This is a genomic window from Streptomyces sp. V1I1 (genome assembly GCF_030817355.1).
Lineage (GTDB): Bacteria > Actinomycetota > Actinomycetes > Streptomycetales > Streptomycetaceae > Streptomyces.
Window position 1 is genome coordinate 6,677,711 of the sequence record NZ_JAUSZH010000001.1, and the last position, 20,208, is coordinate 6,697,918.

At 70.2% G+C, this 20,208-nt stretch carries 20 protein-coding genes; 7 read left to right on the forward strand and 13 right to left on the reverse strand.

The window, feature by feature from the left end:
• Positions 1-116: 116 nt before the first annotated feature.
• Positions 117-794 (reverse strand): response regulator, encoded by a 678-nt coding sequence (locus tag QFZ67_RS31265; protein WP_307666038.1) that lies wholly within the window; start codon positions 792-794, stop codon positions 117-119.
• Positions 795-934: 140 nt separating this feature from the next.
• Here QFZ67_RS31265 and QFZ67_RS31270 point away from each other — a divergent pair, with 140 nt between their 5' ends.
• The 4 genes from QFZ67_RS31270 to QFZ67_RS31285 are packed head-to-tail and all read left to right on the forward strand — an operon-like array spanning position 935 to position 4,433.
• Entirely contained in the window at positions 935-1,918 is a 984-nt protein-coding gene (locus QFZ67_RS31270) for a tripartite tricarboxylate transporter substrate binding protein (protein ID WP_307664399.1), read from the forward strand.
• Entirely contained in the window at positions 1,915-2,460 is a 546-nt protein-coding gene (locus QFZ67_RS31275) for a tripartite tricarboxylate transporter TctB family protein (RefSeq protein WP_307664400.1), read from the forward strand. The genes QFZ67_RS31270 and QFZ67_RS31275 overlap by 4 nt, the downstream gene beginning before the upstream one ends.
• A 3-nt stretch (positions 2,461-2,463) precedes the next feature.
• Positions 2,464-3,960 carry a tripartite tricarboxylate transporter permease gene (locus QFZ67_RS31280; protein WP_307664401.1) on the forward strand — a complete coding sequence of 499 codons (1,497 nt, stop codon included), beginning with the start codon at positions 2,464-2,466 and terminating at the stop codon, positions 3,958-3,960.
• Positions 3,957-4,433 carry a GNAT family N-acetyltransferase gene (locus QFZ67_RS31285; protein WP_307664402.1) on the forward strand — a complete coding sequence of 159 codons (477 nt, stop codon included), beginning with the start codon at positions 3,957-3,959 and terminating at the stop codon, positions 4,431-4,433. The genes QFZ67_RS31280 and QFZ67_RS31285 overlap by 4 nt, the downstream gene beginning before the upstream one ends.
• Here the strand turns inward: QFZ67_RS31285 and QFZ67_RS31290 are convergent, their stop codons facing one another.
• Both QFZ67_RS31290 and QFZ67_RS31295 read right to left on the reverse strand, forming a co-directional pair.
• On the reverse strand, positions 4,434-4,925 hold the full coding sequence (locus QFZ67_RS31290; RefSeq protein ID WP_307664403.1) for a DUF402 domain-containing protein: 492 nt from the start codon (positions 4,923-4,925) through the stop codon (positions 4,434-4,436).
• A complete protein-coding gene (locus QFZ67_RS31295) occupies positions 4,906-5,835 on the reverse strand; it encodes a GNAT family N-acetyltransferase (protein WP_307664404.1) in 930 nt (309 codons plus the stop codon). Before QFZ67_RS31295 ends, QFZ67_RS31290 begins: the two co-directional genes overlap by 20 nt.
• Before the next feature lie 82 nt (positions 5,836-5,917).
• Here QFZ67_RS31295 and QFZ67_RS31300 point away from each other — a divergent pair, with 82 nt between their 5' ends.
• Entirely contained in the window at positions 5,918-6,292 is a 375-nt protein-coding gene (locus tag QFZ67_RS31300) for a GntR family transcriptional regulator (protein WP_307664405.1), read from the forward strand.
• Positions 6,293-6,369: 77 nt separating this feature from the next.
• Here the strand turns inward: QFZ67_RS31300 and QFZ67_RS31305 are convergent, their stop codons facing one another.
• From QFZ67_RS31305 to QFZ67_RS31325, 5 genes are all read right to left on the reverse strand, one after another.
• Complete coding sequence (locus tag QFZ67_RS31305) at positions 6,370-7,464, reverse strand: DUF5925 domain-containing protein (protein WP_307664406.1); 1,095 nt, start codon at positions 7,462-7,464, stop codon at positions 6,370-6,372.
• An 80-nt stretch (positions 7,465-7,544) separates the two neighbouring features.
• Positions 7,545-8,321, reverse strand: coding sequence for a polysaccharide deacetylase family protein (locus QFZ67_RS31310; protein WP_307666039.1), 777 nt, complete (start codon positions 8,319-8,321; stop codon positions 7,545-7,547).
• A 20-nt stretch (positions 8,322-8,341) separates the two neighbouring features.
• Positions 8,342-9,376 carry a glycosyltransferase family 2 protein gene (locus QFZ67_RS31315; protein WP_307664407.1) on the reverse strand — a complete coding sequence of 345 codons (1,035 nt, stop codon included), beginning with the start codon at positions 9,374-9,376 and terminating at the stop codon, positions 8,342-8,344.
• Positions 9,373-10,302 (reverse strand): glycosyltransferase family 2 protein, encoded by a 930-nt coding sequence (locus QFZ67_RS31320; RefSeq protein WP_307664408.1) that lies wholly within the window; start codon positions 10,300-10,302, stop codon positions 9,373-9,375. The genes QFZ67_RS31315 and QFZ67_RS31320 overlap by 4 nt, the downstream gene beginning before the upstream one ends.
• A gap of 359 nt (positions 10,303-10,661) precedes the next feature.
• Positions 10,662-11,105 (reverse strand): hypothetical protein, encoded by a 444-nt coding sequence (locus QFZ67_RS31325; protein WP_307664409.1) that lies wholly within the window; start codon positions 11,103-11,105, stop codon positions 10,662-10,664.
• A gap of 170 nt (positions 11,106-11,275) precedes the next feature.
• On the opposite strand from QFZ67_RS31325, the gene QFZ67_RS31330 reads away from it, so the two are divergent.
• Entirely contained in the window at positions 11,276-12,085 is an 810-nt protein-coding gene (locus QFZ67_RS31330) for an SGNH/GDSL hydrolase family protein (protein ID WP_307664410.1), read from the forward strand.
• On the opposite strand, the gene QFZ67_RS31335 is transcribed toward QFZ67_RS31330, so the two are convergent.
• The 4 genes from QFZ67_RS31335 to QFZ67_RS31350 form a co-directional block, all read right to left on the reverse strand.
• On the reverse strand, positions 12,069-13,775 hold the full coding sequence (locus QFZ67_RS31335) for a serine/threonine-protein kinase (RefSeq protein ID WP_307664411.1): 1,707 nt from the start codon (positions 13,773-13,775) through the stop codon (positions 12,069-12,071). The genes QFZ67_RS31330 and QFZ67_RS31335 overlap by 17 nt on opposite strands.
• A 42-nt stretch (positions 13,776-13,817) precedes the next feature.
• Complete coding sequence (locus QFZ67_RS31340) at positions 13,818-15,365, reverse strand: sulfite exporter TauE/SafE family protein (protein ID WP_307664412.1); 1,548 nt, start codon at positions 15,363-15,365, stop codon at positions 13,818-13,820.
• On the reverse strand, positions 15,362-16,714 hold the full coding sequence (locus tag QFZ67_RS31345; RefSeq protein ID WP_307664413.1) for a hypothetical protein: 1,353 nt from the start codon (positions 16,712-16,714) through the stop codon (positions 15,362-15,364). The genes QFZ67_RS31340 and QFZ67_RS31345 overlap by 4 nt, the downstream gene beginning before the upstream one ends.
• A 93-nt stretch (positions 16,715-16,807) precedes the next feature.
• Positions 16,808-18,343 (reverse strand): DUF4331 domain-containing protein, encoded by a 1,536-nt coding sequence (locus tag QFZ67_RS31350; protein ID WP_307664414.1) that lies wholly within the window; start codon positions 18,341-18,343, stop codon positions 16,808-16,810.
• 259 nt (positions 18,344-18,602) lie between these two features.
• On the opposite strand from QFZ67_RS31350, the gene QFZ67_RS31355 reads away from it, so the two are divergent.
• Positions 18,603-18,866, forward strand: a complete 264-nt coding sequence (locus tag QFZ67_RS31355; protein ID WP_307664415.1) for a hypothetical protein — start codon at positions 18,603-18,605, stop codon at positions 18,864-18,866.
• Positions 18,867-18,902: 36 nt separating this feature from the next.
• Here the strand turns inward: QFZ67_RS31355 and QFZ67_RS31360 are convergent, their stop codons facing one another.
• A complete protein-coding gene (locus QFZ67_RS31360) occupies positions 18,903-20,096 on the reverse strand; it encodes a CaiB/BaiF CoA-transferase family protein (RefSeq protein ID WP_307664416.1) in 1,194 nt (397 codons plus the stop codon).
• Positions 20,097-20,208: the final 112 nt, after the last annotated feature.

Sequence of the window (20,208 nt, forward strand, 5' to 3'; positions counted from 1 at the left end):
CCCCCTCCAAGACTTCCTGCCCATGAGCGTGGACATGGACATGGACTTAGACATGGACATGCTCTCGCATGTGATGCGAGGGACCACTCGGCGGCTCAGGCCCGCCCCGAGCCACCTCAGCCGATCCGCCGGTACCGCCGCTCCGGCCGCCCCGTCCCCCCGTACCGCAGCGTCACCTCCACCCGCCCCGTCTCCGCGAAGTACTCCAGGTACCGGCGCGCGCTGACCCTGGACAGGGAGCCCGCCTCCGCGCACTCCGAGGCCGACAGGTCCTCGCCCGGGTGCTCCCGAAGGATCCGTTCCACCAGTTCCGCGGTGTGGGCCGCCAGGCCCTTGGGGAGTTCGCGCGACCCCGGCGGGCGGGTGCCGAAGATCTGGTCGACGTCCTCCTGGCGGGCCTCGCCCAGCCGGTCGAAGCGGGAGCGGAGCGAGGCCACATGCCGCAGCTGTTCCTGGAGCGCCGCCTGGGTGAAGGGCTTGATCAGGTAGTGGAGGGCGCCCGCGCGCAGTGCCGCCCGCACTAGGCCCGCATCCCGCGCGGCCGTGATGAACAGGGCGTCCACGGAAGCACGTCCGTCGCGCTCCTCCGTCGCACGCAGCTCCCGCAGCACGCTGATCCCGTCCATGTCGGGCAGATAGATGTCCAGCAGTACGAGATCCGGCCGAAGCCGCTCGGCCGCGCGCAGCGCTTCGGCGCCGCTGTGGGCCACCCCGACGACCGTGAAGCCCTCCGTCGCGGACACATAGCGGCTGTGCAGCTTGGCGACCATGAAGTCGTCGTCCACCACCAGCACACTCGTCACGCCGACACGCTAGGCCGCGACCACAACGACCACAACGTCCGTTGATTCCGGAAGAGAGACAGCTTCTTAACGCGCAGGCAACATGTGGGCCACTTCACACGTTCCTTACTCTCCTTCGAAAGGCGGCTCGCGTGCGATTGCGCACTCCCCTCGCCCTGCTCGGGGCGGCGTTGCTGGTGCTCGTGGGGCCGCCGCTGCTCACCGCAGGCAGCGGTTCCGACACCGGTACGCAGATCCCCGGCCTGCGCTTCATGGTCCCCAATACGCCCGGCGGCGGCTATGACATCACCGCCCGTACGGCCGCCAAGAACGCCGAGGACGCCGAGCTCACCCACAACATCGAGGTGTTCAACCTGCCGGGCGCCGGCGGCACCGTCGGTCTGGCCCGTCTCGTCGGCGAGCACGGCAACGGCAGGCTCGCCATGTCCATGGGCCTCGGCGTCGTCGGCGCCGTACACACCAACAAGTCGCCCAAGACCCTCGCCGACACCACCCCGATCGCCCGGCTCACCGAGGAGCAGGACATCGTGGTCGTCAGCAAGGACTCCCCGTACAAGACCATCCAGGATCTGCTCGCGGCCTGGAAGAAGAACCCCGGCAAGCTGCCGGTCGGCGGTGGGTCGTCGCCCGGCGGCCCCGACCACCTCGCGCCCATGCTGATGGCGCAGGCCGCCGGGATCGCGCCCAAGACCGTCAACTACATCCCCTTCGACGGCGGCGGCGAGCTCCTCGCCTCCATCCTCGGCAACAAGGTCGCCTTCGGCGTCTCCGGCGTCGGCGAGTACCTCGACCAGATCAAGTCGGGCGAGCTCCGGCTGCTCGCGGTCACCGGCCCCGAGCGGGTCCCGGGCCTCGACGCCCCCACCCTGCGCGAGGCCGGACTCGACACCGACTTCACCAACTGGCGCGGCGTCGTCGCCCCTCCCGGCCTCTCCGACGCCGAGCGCGACAAGCTCATCGGTCTCCTCGAGAAGCTGCACGACTCCCCCCAGTGGAAGGAGTCGCTGAAGAAGAACGGCTGGGACGACGCCTTCCTCACCGGCGACAAGTTCGGTGACTTCCTCGACGAGCAGGACAAGAGCGTGGACTCGGTGCTGAAGGAGCTCGGGCTGTGACGACAGAGACGGAAGCAGAGACCGAAACCCCCGCCCCGCGCCGCTCCTGGCAGGAATGGCTGCGCGAGTACTCCGAACTCGGCGTCAGCGCCCTGCTGTTCGTCATCGGCGTGCTCGTCCTGACGGACGCGCTGACGATGGACGTCGACATCGCACAGCGCGGGCCCATCGGGCCCAAGACTGTCCCCGTCGTCGTCGGCATCGGCCTGCTGCTCGTCGCCGTACTGCTCGCCGTCGACGTACTGCGCGGCGGCCGCGGCGAGGCCGAGGGCGGCGAGGACATCGACCTCAGCGAGCCGAGCGACTGGCGTACGGTGCTGCTCCTCGCGGGCGTCTTCCTCGCCTTCGCCGTGCTCATAGGCCCGGTCGGCTTCCCGATCGCCGGAGCCCTGCTCTTCTGGGGCGCGGCCTTCGCACTCGGCAGCCGCCACCTCCACCGCGACCCGCTGATCGCCGCGGTCCTCTCCCTGGTCACCTACTTCGTCTTCAACAACCTGCTCGGTGTTCCGCTGCCGGGTGGCCCGCTGATGGGAGTGCTTTAGCCGATGGACTCTCTCAACTCACTCCTCGACGGCTTCGGCACCGCGCTGACCCCGGTCAATCTGCTCTGGGCGGCGATAGGCGTGCTGCTCGGCACCGCGATCGGCGTACTGCCCGGAATCGGCCCCGCGATGGCGGTGGCGCTGCTGCTGCCGGTGACGTACGGCCTTGAACCCACCGGCGCGTTCATCATGTTCGCCGGCATCTACTACGGAGCGATGTTCGGCGGCTCCACCACATCGATCCTGCTCAACACCCCCGGTGAGAGCGCGGCCGTGGTCGCCGCCCTCGAAGGCAATCCGATGGCGAAAGCCGGACGTGGCGCACAAGCCCTCGCGGCCGCCGCCGTCGGTCACTTCGCCGGCGGCATGATCGGCACCATCCTGCTGGTCGTGCTCGCCCCGACCGTCGCCGAACTGGCCGTCGACATCGGCGCGCCCGACTACTTCGCGATCATGGTCCTGGCCTTTATCGCGGTGACGTCCGTACTTGGTTCGTCGCGTATTCGCGGGCTGGCGTCCCTGCTGATCGGGCTCACCCTCGGGCTCGTCGGCCTGGACCAGATGACGGGCCAGCAGCGGCTCACCTTCGGCTCGCTCCAGCTCGCCGACGGCATCGACGTCGTCATCGTCGCGGTCGGTCTCTTCGCGATCGGCGAGGCGCTGTGGGTGGCGGCCCATCTGCGGCGCAGCAGCGGCGAACCCATCCCGGTCGGCCGGCCCTGGCTCGGCAAGTCCGACGTCAGGCGCACCTGGAAGTCCTGGCTGCGCGGGCCCGTCATCGGCTTCCCGTTCGGCGCGATCCCGGCCGGCGGCGCGGAGATCCCGACGTTCCTGTCGTACGTCACCGAGAAGCGGCTGTCCAAGCACAAGGAGGAGTTCGGAAAGGGAGCCATCGAAGGTGTGGCGGGGCCGGAGTCGGCGGCCTCGGCGTCGGCCGCGGGCACGCTGGTCTCGATGCTGACGCTCGGTCTGCCGACGACCGCCGTCGCGGCCGTGATGCTGGCCGCCTTCCAGCAGTACGGAATCCAGCCCGGGCCGCTGCTGTTCGAGCGCGAGCCGGACCTGGTGTGGGGCCTGATCGCCTCGCTCTTCGTCGGCATGGTGCTGCTGCTCGCGCTGAACCTGCCGCTGGCGCCGGTCTGGGCGAAGCTGCTGCGCATCCCGCGCCCGTACCTCTACGCCGGAATCATGTTCTTCGCCGCGGTCGGCGCGTACGCGGTCGGTGGCGAGGCGCTCGACCTGGTGATCCTGCTGATCATCGGTCTGATCGGCTTCGGTATGCGGCGGTACGGACTTCCCGTGCTGCCGGCGGTGATCGGCGTCATCCTCGGTCCGGCCGCGGAGCAGCAGCTGCGCCGTGCTCTCCAGATCAGTGACGGAAGCGTGACCGGCCTGTTCAACACGCCGTTCTCGGTGACGGTGTACGCCGTGATCGTGGTCCTGCTGGCCTGGCCCTGGCTGAAGAAGCTGATCACGCGCCGCCGTAACGTATCGGCATGACCCATGACATCCTCCCCCTACCTTCGGTGGGGGGACCCCCAGCCGTCGCCGCCGACGTGCCCGCCGTCAAAGCGGTGACCGACGCGGCGTACCACCGCTACATCGAGCGCATCGGGCGCCGCCCCGTGCCGATGGACGCGGACCACGCCGCGGATGTGGCGGCCGGCAGGGTGTATGTCACCGGGGATCCGGTGGTGGGAGTCCTGGTCCTCGTCCCGCACGAGGACCATCTCTTGCTCGAGTCGATCGCGGTCCACCCCGACGCCCACGGGCGCGGGGTGGGCCGCCGCCTGCTGGAGTTCGTCGACGAGCACGCGCGGGAGCTGGGCCTCTTCGAGGTGCGGCTCTACGCGAACGCGCTGATGTGGGAGAACCAGAAGATCTACCCACGGTTCGGATACGAGCTCGTGGAGCGCCGCGTGGAAGGCCCGTACGACCGCTTCCACTACCGCAAGTCGCTCGCCCACTACTGACTAACCGGTGTGAGCGAGCAGCGCCGTCAACTTGCCCTCGCGGGCAAGAAGTTCGAGCTCGTCCAGGGCCCGTACGGCCTGCCAGGCCGCCGCCGGGTCCGCCTCCCGCAGGCCGCTCGCCTCGAACTCGTCCTCGTCCAGGCGCAGCACCGACGAAGCGTCCTCCGACACCCACAGATCCAGGTCCAGGTCCTCGACGGTCAGCTTGTCGCCGTCGAGGACGGCGGGGCGGGTGATGTCGCAGTACCAGCCCTTGAGCGCGCCGTCGCCGGTACGGACCTCCTTCACCGCGTACCAGCGGTCCCGCCAGTAGTGCTCGGTGAACACATCGCCGCTCTCGAAGCGTACGAAGCCGAAATCGCGCGCACCCTCGCCCGCCCACGGCGCGCGGACCACCAGATGGGTGCCGTCGTCCGCGAGCAGCTCGGCGGCGTAGCGGATCTTGGTCCGGCCTGCCTTGACCAGGACCACCTCAACCGAGCGTGCGGACATGACGTACCTCCGTCGCGCAGATCTCGTAACCGAACCATTTGTTGATGGCCAGCATGGGGCCATTGTCGGCGTCATTGCTGGTGAACGCGTCCGTGTAGCCCGCCGCGCGGGCGCGGCGCAGCGAGTCCGTCTTGGCGAGCTTCGCAAAGCCCCGCCCGCGGTGGGCGCGCAGCGTGCCTGTCATGCCGGACATATAGCGGGTGCCGCCGTCCGACTGTGCGGCGGTGAAGGCCGCGACCTCGCCGTCCACCAGCACGACCGTGGTGAGCTCACGGTCCAGCAGCGGGTTGTTCCAGGTGTGGCGGATCCAGTCGTCGTAGTCGTCGAAGTCCATGCTGATGTCGCTGGGCTCGTCCGAGGTGGCCTCGGCGTCGGCCTGGAACACCGGCCGCGGATCGGCCTCGAAGTCCGCGGCGGTACGCAGCTCGACGCCCGCGGGCAGCTCCGGCAGCGGGGGCAGCGTGCCGTTCGCCAGGTCAAGACGCTGGAAGTGGGCTGGGCGGGTGGGCCGGTAACCGCGCTTCTCGGCGAAGGCCCGGGACTCGGGGGTGTCCATCACCCAGGCGTACACGTTCGCCGCGCCTTCGGCCGCCAGATGCTCCTCGGCGGTGCGGAGCAGCAGCGACCCCGCTCCATGGCCGCGGTGGTCGGGGTGGATCTGGGGGGTGGCGTACGACTGGCCGGGCTCAACGCTGTCGTACGCCATGCCGACGTGGGCCGTGCCGACGATCTCGCCGTCGATCTCGGCGATCAACAGCCGGTACTTCTTGGCGGGGTTGGCGGTCCGCACGCCGAAGAGGATGGACGCGGGGGTCGTCACCTCGAAGGGTATGGCGGCACGGCGGGCCCGGGCCACGGCTTGGGCGTCCTTGGCATCATGGGCACGGAAGTCACGGACGATCACGGTCATGGGGCGGCACGTTACGCGCGGGCCCGGCGCGGCCGCCCCCCATTTTCCGGCGGCCCGCCGGGCGGTGGGGGACAATCGGGCCGTGACCTTGAAGATCGTCATTGACACGGACTCGGCGACCGCGCCGTACGAACAGCTGCGCGCCCAGATCTCGACGCAGGCTCGCGCGGGCCGGCTGCCCGTCGGCTACAAGCTGCCGACTGTACGGGGGCTCGCCGAGGAACTGGGGCTCGCGGCCAACACGGTGGCCAAGGCGTACCGCGCGCTCGAGTCGGACGGGGTGATCGAGACGCGCGGCCGCAACGGCACCTTCGTCGCCGCGGCGGGTGATGCGGCCGAGCGGCAGGCGGCTACGGCCGCGGCGGCCTATGCCGAGCAGGCGCATCGGCTCGGCCTCACGCGTGCCGACGCGCTGTCGGCGGTGCAGGACGCGTTGCGCGCGGCATACGGGAGCTGACGCCTGGGGCCTTTCGCCACAGGCGACCTTCGGCCGCATGTCCTCAAACACCGGACAGGCTTGATTTCCCGGATTTCTCAGAGGTACAGGCCCGCGTCCGGTCCGTCGTTCTGCGCCGGCACCGAGGCCGGGCTGTGGCCGCGGCGCAGGGCGTACAGCTCCGCAAGTGTCGCGCCCTCGCGGCCCACGCCCTCCTCAGTGCCGAGCCAGTTCACCGACTCATTGCGGGTCAGCGCGCCCACCTCGATACGGGCCAGGCAGCGGCCCGGGCGGACCACCGCGGGGTGGAGGCGTTCCAGGTCCTCGTTGGTCGTCACGCCCACCAGGACGTTGCGGCCCTGGCCCAGCAGGCCGTCCGTGAGGTTGAGCAGCCGGGACAGCGCCTGGCCCGCCGTGTGCTTGGCCTCGCCGCGGATCAGCTCGTCGCAGTCCTCCAGCAGAAGCAGCCGCCAGCGGCCCTTCGACGTGCCCTCGTCCTCGCCGATCGCGATGTCCATCAGATAGCCGACGTCGTTGAACAGCCGCTCCGGGTCCAGTACGCAGTCGACCTGGCACCAGTCCCGCCAGGAGCGGGCCAGCGTGCGCAGCGCCGAGGTCTTCCCGGTGCCGGGCGGGCCGTGCAGCAGGAGCAGCCGGCCAGCGATGTCGTCCGGCGTCACCTTCATCAACCGGTCCATCGCATCGGCCACCGGCGCCGTGTAGTTGGGCCGGACCTCCTCCCAGGTCCCCGCGGCGATCTGGCGTGTGGTGCGATGCGGACCGCGCCGCGGCGACACGTACCAAAAGCCCATGGTGACGTTCTCCGGCTGCGGTTCCGGCTCGTCGTGGGCGCCGTCCGTCGCCTGCCCCAGGACCTTCTCCGCGAGCTCGGAGGTGACGGCGGTGACCGTGATGTCCGCGCCGCGGTTCCAGCGGGAGACGAGCAGCGTCCAGCCCTCGCCCTCGGCGAGTATGGCGCTGCGGTCGTCGTCGCGCGCGGAGCGCAGCACGGACGCCGCCGGCGGCAGCAGCGTGGCCCCCGGCTTGACGCGGTCGATGGTGGAGCTGTGGGAGTACGGCTGCTCGCCCGTCGCGAAACGGCCGAGGAACAGCGCGTCGACGACGTCCGAAGGTGAATCGCTGTCGTCGACGTTGAGCCGGATCGGCAGAGCGTCCTGAGGCTTGGCAGACATGCGCCCATGATCTGGCACGGGACCGCCGCGCGCACGGTGTTTTGACCGGTGACGCGCCCGGCGCGCGACCGGCTCGCCCGTCAACCCCCGCCCCGGCGGATCAGCCCGGCGGCCCGGCGAACCCCGCGCACCAGGGCGTAGCCCTTGGTGAGCGCACGGTCCTTGGCGAAGTTCCGCGGGATCGAGAGGCCTTCGACCAGCCGCTCGAACTCCTCGATGCCGGTGGCGCGCCGCACGGTCACCCGCTGCAGGGCGTACGGCCCCTGCCGGGGCAGGGCGAGGCCGTTTCCCACGGCGAGCGACTGTGCGAAGCCCGCCGCCCGGACCGTACGCCGCACCCGGCGGCTGGAGTAGCCGTACGGATACGCGAAGGAGAACGGCACAGCGCCCAGTTCGTCCGCGATGATGTCCCGGCAGCGGACCGTCTCGTACCAAAGCCGGTCGTCGTCGAGCTGGTCGAGCTGCGGATGGGTGTGCGTGTGCCCGCCGATCTCCGTGCCCGCGGCGGCCAGTTCACGCACCTGGTCCCAGTCGAGCATGGTGTCGAGCGCGCCGCCCTCGTCGTGCGCGCCGCGCAGCCAGCCCGTGGAGACGAAGAGCGTCGACGCGAAGCCGTGCTTGGCGAGGACGGGGAGAGCGTGCCGGTGCACGCCCTCGTAGCCGTCGTCGAACGTGATCAGCACCGGCTGCCGTGGCAACGGCCGTCCGCCCGCCCGCCAGGCGTTCCCCAGCTGTGCGGTGGTCAGCGGAGTGAACCCGCGCTCGCCGAGCAGCTCCATCTGCTCGGCGAAGGCGTCGGGCGAGACGGACAGTCCGTACGTGGCCTTGGCCGGCCGGTGTCCGACGGCGTGATACATCAGGATGGGGACAGGCCGGTTCACCCGGATGTACCTCCTGTGCTCGGCGCGGCCGCGATCGGTCCTGACGAGAATGTCGTCCCGCCCCCACGCGCCCGCACGCTCCCCACCACGTAGCCGCCCGCCGCCGCAGCCACGCCGGTGACGATCGCGCCCGCCCGCCCCGCGCCGCCCCGGCGGCCGAGCACCGCGTCGCGCAACCCGCGTACGACTCCGGCCGGGAGCACCCGGGTGGTGTAACGGCGCTCCGACTCCAGGCCCTTGTCCGCGCCGACGCTCCGGGCCACGAGCGCCTTGGACAGGCCCTCGGCATACGCGCGGGTGCGGAAATACGCGAACCGTTCCCGCGCGGCCGGGACCTTGTGGTGGATCACCGCGCGGTCGTCGATGAGCAGCACGGCGTCGGGCAGCGCCTCGGCGAGCCGGATGCACAGCTCGGTCTCCTCGCAGCCCAGCGGCCGTTTGTCGCCGTCGCGCCCGATCCCCGTGGCGAAGCCGCCCGACGCGTCGAACGCGCTGCGCCGGAACGACGCGTTACCGCCCAGCACATTGCGCACCCGCACTTTGCCGGGCGGCAGGCCGCGGTACGTACAGCCGACGACCCAGTCGAACTCCTCGGGGAACCAGACCGGCCTGCGCCCGGACGCCCAGGCGGCCATGGTCCGCCCTCCGACAGCCATCACTCGCCTGTCGTCGTACCCCTCGGCGAAGTACCGCAGCCAGTCGCGCTCGGCCACCGCGTCGTCGTCGAGGAAGGCCACGAACTCGCCGCGGGCCGCCGCGATTCCGGTGTTGCGGCCCGCGGAGAGGCCGCGGGGGCCCGCATTCGCGAGCACCCGCACCTTCTCCCCGTCCGCCGCGCTCTCACTCTGCTCGCCGTACTCCTTGTACTCCTTGGCAAGCCGGTCGAGCAGCGCCGGATTGTGGTCGACCACGAGCAGCGTCTCCAGGGCCGGCAGTGACTGCCGCCGTACGGAGTCGACGGCCGCGAGGATGTCCTCCCAGCGGTCCTCCGTATAGGCGCAGATCACCACGGAGAAGCGCCGATCGCTCAAGACGCCCCTCCCCGCGGGATCCCGATGCTCAGCGCCGCCGGACGGCGACGCGCGGCTCTGCTCACGCCCTTCTCCTTGAGGATCACTCTGAGGACACGCAACCCGTCCCGGACGGCTCGAAGGTTGCTGACGCCGTGGATGCGCAGGTACTCGTGGCTGGGGACCTCCTGCACCCGCAGTCCCGCCTTGACCACCCTGATGTTCATCAGGGTCTCGATCTCGAAGCCGGTGCAGTCCAGGGTGATCCTGTCCAGGCAGTGCTTCCAGAAGGCGTTGTAGCCGTAGCAGAGGTCGGTGTAACGGGCCCCGAACTTGGCGTTGACGACGGTGCAGAGAACCCAGTTGCCGAGCTTGCGGATCGGGGTCATGTCGTCGGTGCCGCCGCCGTTGGCGAAGCGGGAGCCCTTGGCGAAGTCGGCGCCCGAGACGAGTGCCGAGACGTACGACACGATCTCCTGGCCGTCCGCCGAGCCATCCGCGTCGACCATCACGATGATGTCGCCGGTGCAGGCGGCGAATCCGCTGATGAGGGCATCCCCTTTGCCCTTGCCGACCTGCTTGACGACCTTGACGTCCGGCCACAGCTCGCGGGCGACCTGGACGGTGTTGTCGCTGGAATTCCCGTCGACCAGGACGACTTCATGAATCCAGTCGGGCAGGGTCTTGAAGACGTACGGAAGATTTTCCGCCTCATTCATGGCGGGGATCACGACGCTCACCGGCGGAGTGATCGCGAGATGTGAGGAGATCGGCCGGTACGCAGCGGCTATTCGGCCGGCTCCCTGCGCTTGTGATCCGGCGCCTGCTGAGTGGGCAGCCGCGGATTGTGTGGCTGAATCCCCGGTTGATTCGGCGGTGTTGCCATGGTGCGACGGTGCAATGAACGGATCTTGCCCCGGAGCGGCCGGGTGCAGGACTGAGCTCATGAGTCTGACTTCCCTCTCTACCGGTGGACTGCCCGCCCCCGGGCAGTCCGGATGAGTTTCCGGTTCGAAAGGGGGGTTGTTCTCACCCCGGCCATGACGGCATAGCACTCCGTACTTGGTGGGTGAGCTGGCAAAACTGGCCGCGCGGCGTACGGCTCGGATTGAGCGCGAAAACCGAGCACGGCACCCCCCTACCGCGCCCCGCTCCGGATCCATCGCGACGCCTGAGCCCTCCCCTAGAGCCGCTTTGCATGATGGACCGTTGCGGGTGGATGTACGACGGTATTGATGATTAGGACTGTATGGCAAGACCTGGAACGGGGACTCACTTTTTTACTTTTTTGATACCGATTCGGTGGTCAGATACGGAAGCGTCCCGATCGGATTCTCTTGATCCTTTTCATCAACCGGTCTACCGGATCGATGTGTTCCGCATTCCGGATACGCCGTACCGGTGTCCAGAGGAAGAGAAGAGCGGTGATCACGGCGATTGTCGTAATCCCGCCATTGGCCGTCAGGACCCGTGGCGACGACAGGGATTGGGCGATGAGCAGATCGATGGCCACCGCGCCGGTCGCGGCCACGGCGGCACGCGCGGCCGGCTCCAGCCGGTGAAGTACGGCGGCCAGGCCTCCGGCCGGCCCCGCGAACAGGAAGAAGAGGATGAACGGCGCGCGCAGCGGCGATTGGGCGCCGGTGAGCGTCAGTGCGACTCCGACCCCCGAGATGGCGGACGCGACGCCCGCGAGAGCCGGCAGTAGATCCGTCCGGACTGCGGACGGCTTGTCCTTGATCATCTGCATGACGGACTTTGCCCCCCGGTGCCGGTTTCCGAGTCTCAATGCTGGGCAGTCGGCGACGCTCCGTCAAGAAGCCAGATGTCCTCACCGAATCTTCTTGGCATGGACACTTCCGGTGAAGTATGGGCCTTGCTACGACAGTTGTGGCAGAGATCCTGCTAAAGGGAGGTTCCATGAAACTGTCCCGAATCGCGGCATTCTCATCCTCACTCCTCCTCGGCGCCGTTCTCGCTCTCACCGGAGCCGGCCAGGCACAGGCCTCGGACACCGCCCTGGCACTGGACTATGTCGCCCTCGGCGACTCGTACTCATCGGGCGTCGGGGCCGGCAGCTACGACAGCGGCAGCGGCAACTGCAAGCGCAGCAGCCGTGCCTTCCCCAGGCTCTGGGCGGCCTCGCATTCACCCTCGTCGTTCGCGTTCACCGCTTGCTCGGGCGCTCGTACGGGTGATGTCACAGCCGGTCAGCTCGCCCCCCTCAGCTCCGCGACCGACCTCGTATCCATCACTGTCGGAGGCAATGACGCGGGCTTCGCCGACGTCATGACCACCTGCGTCCTGCAGTCCGAGTCCACCTGCATCAACCGCATCAACCAGGCGAAGAGCTACGTCGATTCGACCCTGCCGGGCAAGCTCGACTCCGTGTACTCGGCCATCAGATCCAAGGCTCCGGCGGCCCAGGTCGTCGTCCTCGGCTACCCACGCTTCTACAAGCTCAGCGGCAGTTGCGCCGCCGGGCTGAGCGAGAACGAACGGGCCGCGATCAACGGCGCGGCCGACTACCTCAACGTCGCCACCGCGAAGCGCGCGGCCGACCACGGCTACGACTTCGCGGACGTCACCCCCGCCTTCACCGGACACGAGATCTGCTCCGGGTCGGCCTGGCTGCACAGCGTCAACTGGCTCAACATCGGCGAGTCCTACCACCCCACCGCCTCCGGACAGTCCGGCGGCTACCTGTCGGTGTTCACCTCGCACGCCTGAACACGGAACTCGCCGCGCTCGCAGTGTTCGCGACGCTCGGTGTGTTCGGTGTGTTCGCGGCGTCCGGTGTGTAGGAGCTCTCGTCCGTCGGGAGCTCCTGCTCGCAGGTGACCGAGAAGTCGATCCAATTCGAGCGCACCTCGACCGGGCTCCGGACCTCCACCCGGATCCGGTCGTGGTGCGTCTCGTTCGCCTTGTACGTCAGCTCGGTGTGGCTGACCTGTTTCTGCTTCGGGCCCCCGGCCGCGAAGTGCAGCGTCTTCCAGCCGGAGCCGGAGCTCTCGCCACTCTTGGTCGCCCAGCGGTAGTCGACAGCCGCCGGGGTGCGGCCGACCGTGATCGTCGCCCGGAAGGCCGGAGCCTCCGCTTCCGGTGGCGGGCAGGCGCCCGAGTAACTGCCGTGCACGGTCTCGACGTACACCTTCACGGTCTGCGGCGGCGTGACTGTACCGCCATTGCCCGCGCCGTTGCCGCCGTCGTCGCCCCCGCCGTCGCCTCCGTCGGTCGTGCCGCCGTCCGTCCCTCCGCCCGGGGCGGACGCCGTACTGCCCGTGCTTGCGCTCGAAGTCCCCGACGCAGGGACCGAGCCGCCGCCGTTGTCGTCCCGGCCGCCCTGGTCCTTGCCCTTGTTGACCAGCGCCCAGGCCAGTCCGCCGACCGCGAGCAGCAGGATGGCCACCCCGGCGACCAGCACCATCGCTGCCCGCCGCGCGCGTTCCGGCGGTACACCGGTCGTGGCCGTGGTGGCCGTACCGGGCACGGGATGCGGCACGAACGGGGTCGGGGGAGTGGCGGGGGTGGGGGACGCGGCCGAGACGGTGGGGCTGTACGGGCCGGGCGGCGGCGGAACGGTACGCGCGCCGCCGCCCGCGCCGATGACCCGCAGTTGATGCTCGGCCTCCTCCGCCGAGAGCCGTTCCGCCGGATCCTTGCGCAGCAGCCCCGCGAGTACCGGCGCCAGCGCACCGGCCCTGCGCGGCGGCGGCAGTTCCTCGTCGACGACGGCCCGCAGCGTGTTCAGCGGGGTGTCCTGGCGGAACGGGGTGTTGCCCTCGACCGCGGCGTACAGCAGCACCCCGAGCGACCACAGATCCGACTCCGGCCCCGGTGTACGCCCCAGCGCCCGCTCGGGGGCGAGGAATTCGGGGGAGCCGATCAGTTCGCCGGTCATGGTGAGGTTGGAGGTCCCCTCGACCGTGGCGATGCCGAAGTCGGTGAGCACTACGCGGCCGTCATTGGCGATGAGTACGTTCCCCGGCTTCACATCCCGGTGCAGTACGCCCGCCTCGTGCGCGGCGCGCAGAGCGGCGAGGATCTCCGCTCCGATGTACGCGACGCGTTGCGGGGGCAAGGGCCCTTCCGCGTCCAGCACATCGGAGAGCGCCAGGCCGCGCACCAGCTCCATCACGATCCAGGGCCGGCCGTCCTCGGTCGCCACGTCGTAGACGGTCACCACATTGCGGTGCGAGATCCGGCCCGCGGCCCACGCCTCCCGCTCCAGACGCGCGTACAGCCGCTGCTCGTCCGTAGTGCCGAGAGCGGCGGGGGCGCGCACCTCCTTGACCGCCACCTCGCGGGCCAGCAGTTCGTCGCGGGCGCGCCACACCACGCCCATCCCGCCCTCGCCCAAGGGGCTCAGCAGTCGGTAGCGTCCCGCGACCAGCCGCTCATCGCCCGGCACTTCGCTCACAGCGAGCCCCCATCGGTAGCAGAGCAACTACCCCAAGTTAGCTCACGCAAGAGCTGTTGCCGCCCCCTTGAGCGCCAATCCGCATCCGAGGGCGAGGACGATGCAGGCCGTGCCCAGCGGCATCGCGCGCTGCGCGGCGGAGAAGACCCGTCCCTTGCGGCGGCTCCGGTCGGCCAGCAGGCGGGCGGCGCGATCACCGAGGCGGACCGCGGCGAAGCCTGCGACGGCGAGAGTGAGGGCGAGCCCGACGCCGTAGGCAATGACGAGCAGCAGACCGAACCAGGCCCGCCCGAGCGCGGCGGCGCCGACGAGCACGACGACGGCGGACGGACTGGGGACGAGTCCGCCGGCAAAGCCGAGCAGGAGGGTTGAACGGACGCCCAGGGGGCGGTGGTCGTGGCTGTGCGAGTGCGCATGGCCGTGGGAGTGGCCGTGATCGTGCCCGTGCCCGTGCCCGTGGCTGTCGTCGTGGCTGTCGTCGTGGCCGTGGGAGTGACCGTGGCTGTGCCCATGCCCATGGCTGTGCCCATGCACATCGCCCCGGTTTCTCCACGCCCTGCGTACCAGCACCGCTCCCGCCACCGCCACCAGCGCCCCGCTCGCGACGCCCAGCCACGCCACCACCGACGGTGCGGCCGCCGAGCCCAGCGCGATCAGGCCGCCGAGCGCGAACACTCCGAGCGTGTGCGTGATCGTGACCGATGCTCCCAGCGAGAGGACGTCGCGCAGGGAGTTGCGACCGCCCGCCGCCGCGGCGGCTGCCATCACGGTCTTGCCGTGACCCGGCGCGAGTGCGTGCAGCGCGCCGAGCAGCACCGCCGTCGCCAGTGCCAGCGCGGCGAATCCCGCGGTCAGTTCACGCCGGGACACCAGCCCGGTCAGCGCCTGCGTCCAGCGGTCGGTCCCGCGCGGCAGCACGGAGGCCGGGGGCGCGGCCGCCTCCGACCGGTCCGCCGCCGGCGCCCCGCCGGGAGTGACCGAAAGGCCGGCCGTCCTGCGGTCCAGCGGTGAGGAGAGCTGCCCTTCCGGGTACCGCGCCAGCCGCTGGGATGCCGACGCCTTGGGTACGTCGGACGAGGTGAGCGTCATCCGGTCGCCGCCGGCCGTGATCTCCCGCCAGCCCGGCCCCTGGCCGCCGCCCGCCGCACGGAAGGCGATCGTCTGCCGCCCGTCGGGCAGTTCGGCCGTCAGCCTGCACTCGACGCGGAGCGTCGGCAGCCCGGCCTGCCCGGGGCGTACCTCCGCGTGGCCCGCGCCGGGCGTGAGCGGAACCACGCGGCGTCCGACCACGACCTTGGTGTCCCGCGCCGCGTCACCGCAGCGGACCTGAGCCCACTCGGACAGTTCACCGGTGGACATCTCGCGGTCGCCGTCCCGGTCGATCTTCGAACGCGCCTGGGCGGCCGGTATCTCCGCCAGATCCTCGACATGGTCGACGCTCAGCCGGCCGGGCGAGACGAGGAGCCCGTCGTAACGGTTGACCGTGAAGTTCCCCAGGGGATGCGCGGCGGCCGTCCCCGCGGGCAGCACGGCGAGCGCCGCCCCGGCGACGAGGACCGCCGCGCCGACGGCGGTCGTACGCCTCTTCATGACGCCTCCAGAGCCTGCAGCGCGGTCCGCGCCGCGCGTGAACCGGTGGGGGAGAAGCCGGGGTTGATCTTCAGGGCGGTGGCCAGCGAACCGCGGGCCGCCGCTGTCCTGCCCGCAGCGCGTTCGATCATGCCGCGGTGGTAGAGGAACACGGCGTTGCGGCAGCCGGTCGGTGCGGACGTCCCCACGTACGAAAGGGCCTCCGCGGAACGGCCGTTGACGTGCAGGGCCCAGGCGAGCGCGTCCGCCGTGTGCACGGTGCGGCGCTTGCGCCACTCGGCGCGTGCGGCGTCCAGGGCCTGGGCCCGGTCACCGTGGTCGGCCAGCGCGAGAGCCGTGTCCAGGTCGGTGTCCACGCCATTGGCGCGGGCCAACTCGGTCCAGGTGCCGATGAGTTCGTACTGGGCACGGGCATCGGCCTTGCGCCCACCGGCCTCGTACAGCTCACCGAGGGCCACCAGCTGTCCGGGCAGCGGCAGCCGGTTCACCACCGCTTCGAGCCCGGACACGGCGGCCTTGGTGTCCCCGCGAGCGGCCTGCGTGCGGGCACGGCCCTCGAGCGCGGGCAGATACGCCGGGTCCGCCTCCAGTGCGGTCGCAAAGTGCCGCAGGGCCATGGCGTACGCACCCTGGCTCCACTCCAGCTGGCCCAGAGCAGTCGCCACATACGCCGTGTCACCGGGGGAGGAGGCCGACTCCAGCGCCTGTCCGAGCACCCGGCGGGCTCCCGCGATGTCGCCGCGCAGCTCCAGTACGTACGCATAGCGCGTGAAGACGGGAATACCGGGGCGGCGGCGGTCGGCCTCCTCGGCCGCCGCCAACGCCTTTGGATAGCTGCCCAGTTCGACGAGGGCGTCGATCCGGGAGGCCAGTGCCCGCTCGCCGTACGGATTGACCTTCAGCGCCGCCTCCGCCTCCCGCAGCGCGCCGCGGAAGTCGTGCCGCGCCGCCGCGAGCGCGGCACGACCCGCGAGTGCCGCGTCATTGCCCTGCGGCTGGAGAGCCAGTGAACGGGCGAGCGCCTTGTCCGCCTGCGGGTACCGGGTCGGGTCGCCGCCGGTCCTGGCCTGCTCGACATAGGCGGCGCCCAGCGCCGCCCACCCCCGGGCGTCCTTGGGCTGCGCCCGCAGATGCGCCTGGAGGCCGGTGACCCCGCGGCCGAGGTCACCGGTGCCGATCCGGTCGAACGGCGCGTCCGCCACGGGGGCTGCGGTGCGGGCCGCCGGGGGCTCCTGGTCCCCCCGGCCGGCCACGACAGCACCCGCGGTGAGCGCGACGGCCATCACGCCGGCGGGAAGGAGGATTCCCCAGCGCCGGGCGCCCGCCCCTGATTCCCTTCGCAGGGACATGTGTCTTGCCCTTTCCGCTCGTAGATGCGTACGGCCAGATGCGTACGGCCAGCTGCGTACGGCTCAGATGCGTACGGCTCAGATGCGTACGGCTCAGCTGTACGGATTCCGTCGCCGCATCCGCCACCAGTTGAGGCCCAGGGCGACGAGCAGTACCCCCGCGCCCGCGGCGACCGCGGATGCGATCAGCGTGGTGCTGGTGGCGTCACTGTTGGAGGCGGCAGACGACGCGCCACCGGAGAGCAGATTGCCCTGGGCGTCCTTGGTGCCGCCTTCCTTGGCGAGCGGCCCCCGGGAGCCGGCCGTCGGGAGTGCCACGTACGGGAAGGCCTTGCCGAACTTCTGGTCGTTCTCGTTGACCGCGTCGCCCAAGTCGTTCTTCTGGCCGAGGAGTTCGCCCTCGACGACCTGGAGCGCGATGTCCAGCACGTCGTCCGTCAGCCGCCGCCCGTTGGGGAATCCGGCGTTGTCGCCGTCCAGCACGCCCAGCCTCTTGGGCTCGGCACTCGGCTGGATTGAGGTGTTGAGCCGCAGCATCTCCGCGGGACGGACTTGCGGCGGCTTGTTGAGCTTGTCGACCCCGGTCAGGAACACCGAGACCAGGTCGTTGCGCGGTTCGGCCGGGGCCTTGATCTTGTAGATGCCCTCGATCAGCTTCGGCAGTTCCGGCTTGGTGACGAAGTTCAGGAAGTCACCGTCGTTCCAGGGGGCGGACGCGTTGAACTTGTCCTTGTCCTTCACGGGTATGACGACCTCGTTGACCAGCGGCATACCGAGCCGGGACACCTGGGTCCAGTGACCGCTCGCACTCTTGCGCTGGGTGGTCGACCAGATGCCGACGATCGGCTGCTCCTCCGACTCCTGGATGTACGCGGTCGGCACCTGCAGGGCGATGGAGTTGACGCTGTAGCCCTTGAGCGTGTCGTTGCCGACCTCGGAGAGATTGCCGCCGTAGAGCAGGTCGAAGACGCGCAGGTCGAGGAAGAAGGGATCGTCCGCCTGGCCCGCGAACGCCATGGAGCCGCCCGGGAGGTGCTTGACCGCCTGGTCGCGCAGGGCCTGGTAGTCCGGCATGGACGCCTTGCCCACGTTCGACGGTGCCACCGGCAGATCGTCGGCGATCTTTGTGCTGTGCTTCACATGCTGGTTCTTCAGCCTCAGCAGATCGATGTCGTACGTCTGCGTGATGTTGAGGTCCGGGTCGTCGAGGGAGGTGACGGCGCCGGTGTTGAAAAGGAACGTATTGCCGTTCTTGACGTGGTCCTTGAAGGTCCACCGGTAGATCAGGTCGCCCTGGGCGTCGCCGTCACTGTCGATGTGGATGTCGTACTGGGCGTCGTCGGCGAACTTGAAGAAGTTCGGGCCGCCGGCCGGCTCCTGGAACGGCAGCACGTTGGCGACGAGCGTGGTGGTGTCCGGCTTGTCGGGGCTGACGAACGCGTACACGTCCGTGTTGTCGTACTGCGGCTGCCCGGAGATCAGCGGGGCCTCGCGGTGGCTGGAAGCCTCGGCCGTGCCCGGCTCCAGCCCGGTCACACCGGAAGCCACGAGCGTCCCGGCGGCCAGCGCGACGCAGGTAAGAGCGGCGAGCCTCCTGGGCCCCCGCCCGCTGCTGCTCATTGCGGTCATCGAATCCGTCCTTCGCGAGTGCTGGTCTTGCTTCGATGCAAGCCATTCGGTGCGGAGGGCTGTTCGGATTGGTCGGGAGTCCGGGAAAGTTTTTCCTGACGCACTGTCCAACTCGCCCTGGAATCACGTGGATTCGGTGAGTAGTCGTCAACTCGCGTACGGGTGTGGTGAATCCTGTGACCGGAATACACGAGTGTCACCGCGGGACGATAGGGTTAACCTGCCCGGACCGGGTGCCCTCGTACGGGTGGGGAGTGACATGGAACAGATAACGGTGCGCAGCAGGGCGCGAGTGCCTGCAATCACGTGTGGGAGCAGTGCGACCAGCACGCGTCTCGACCGACATCTCTCGGTGCTCGGCGGCCCTGCCGTCCCGCAGGGTGAGTCGGCCGAGGCGACGTCGTTGATGCGCGAGCTCACCTCACGCGATGTCGCGCACACCCGCAAGAGCAAGAGCGCGCGTGTCTCGCTCTTCGCGCCGCTCCGGCGGCTGCGTCGCTCACTGTTCGGCAGCCGCGGCTGACCGACCCCCAGGACGTTCTCTCCTACGCGAACGCGCTCAGGCGACCACACCGTCCCGGCGCAGCGCCGCTGTCCCCTCATCCGTCATTCCCAGGGCCTTCAGCAGCGCATCGGTGTGCTCGCCGAGTGCGGGAACCGCGCCCATCCGCGCCTCCGGTCCGCCCGGCAGGGTGATCGGCGGCAGCAGCGCACGCAGCGGCCCGACCGGTGAGTCCACCTCCCGCCAGCGGTCCCGCGCGGCGAGCTGAGGATGCCCGGCCACATCCGTCACGCTGTTGAGCCGGGCGCACGCGATTCCCGCCGCCTCCAGCCGACTGATCGCCTCCCGTGTGTCGAGGCGGGCCAGCGCCTCGGCCACCACCGCATCGGTCTTCTCCCGGTTCGCCGTACGGGCCGTGTTGGTCGCGAAGACCGGATCGCCCCCCAACTCGGGCCGCCCGAGTACCTGGTCGGCCAGCCGCCGCCACTCCCGGTCGTTCTGCACCGACAGCAGAACCTGCCCGCCGTCCGCCGTCGTGTAGGCGTCGTACGGCGAGATGACGGCGTGCGCGACCCCCGTGCGCGCCGGGGTTTCACCCCCATGCATCCCGTAGTGCAGCGGATGCCCCATCCACTCCGCCAGCGACTCCAGCATCGAGACCTCCACAGCGCCGCCGACGCCCGTGGTCCCGCGCCGCAGCAGCGCCGCCAGCACCCCCGAGAAGGCGTACATCGCCGCCGCGATGTCGGCCGCCGGAATGCCCGCCTTGACGGGCTGCTCCGCGGTCCCGGTCACCGACACGAGGCCCGCCTCGCACTGCACGAGCATGTCGTACGCGCGCTTGTGGGCGTACGGCCCCTCCGCGCCGTATCCGGAGATGTCCACGGCGATCAGCCGCGGGTGCGCGGCGCACAGAGTTTCCGCGTCCAGACCGAGCCGGGCGGCCGCGCCCTGGGCGAGGTTCTGCACGAACACATCGGCGTCCGCGACGAGTTGACGCACGATCTCCAGGCCCCGCGGGTCCTTCAGATCGACGGCGATGGACTCCTTGCCGCGGTTGCACCAGACGAAATGCGAGGCGAGCCCGCGGGCGGCGGTGTCGTAGCCGCGCGCGAAGTCGCCGCCGTCGGGGCGCTCGATCTTGATGACGCGGGCGCCGAGATCGGCGAGCTGGCGCGTGGCGAAGGGCGCCGAGACGGCCTGCTCGACGGCGACGACCGTGATCCCGTCGAGGGGGAGAGGGTGGCTCATGAGCCGTGCCTATCGTGTACGTACCACCTTTGTCATCCCCTGGACCGCTTACCGGCCGTTCTGTGCGAAGCGGCGTAGGGCGTGTCCGATGGATCGGATCGCGCCCGTGCCG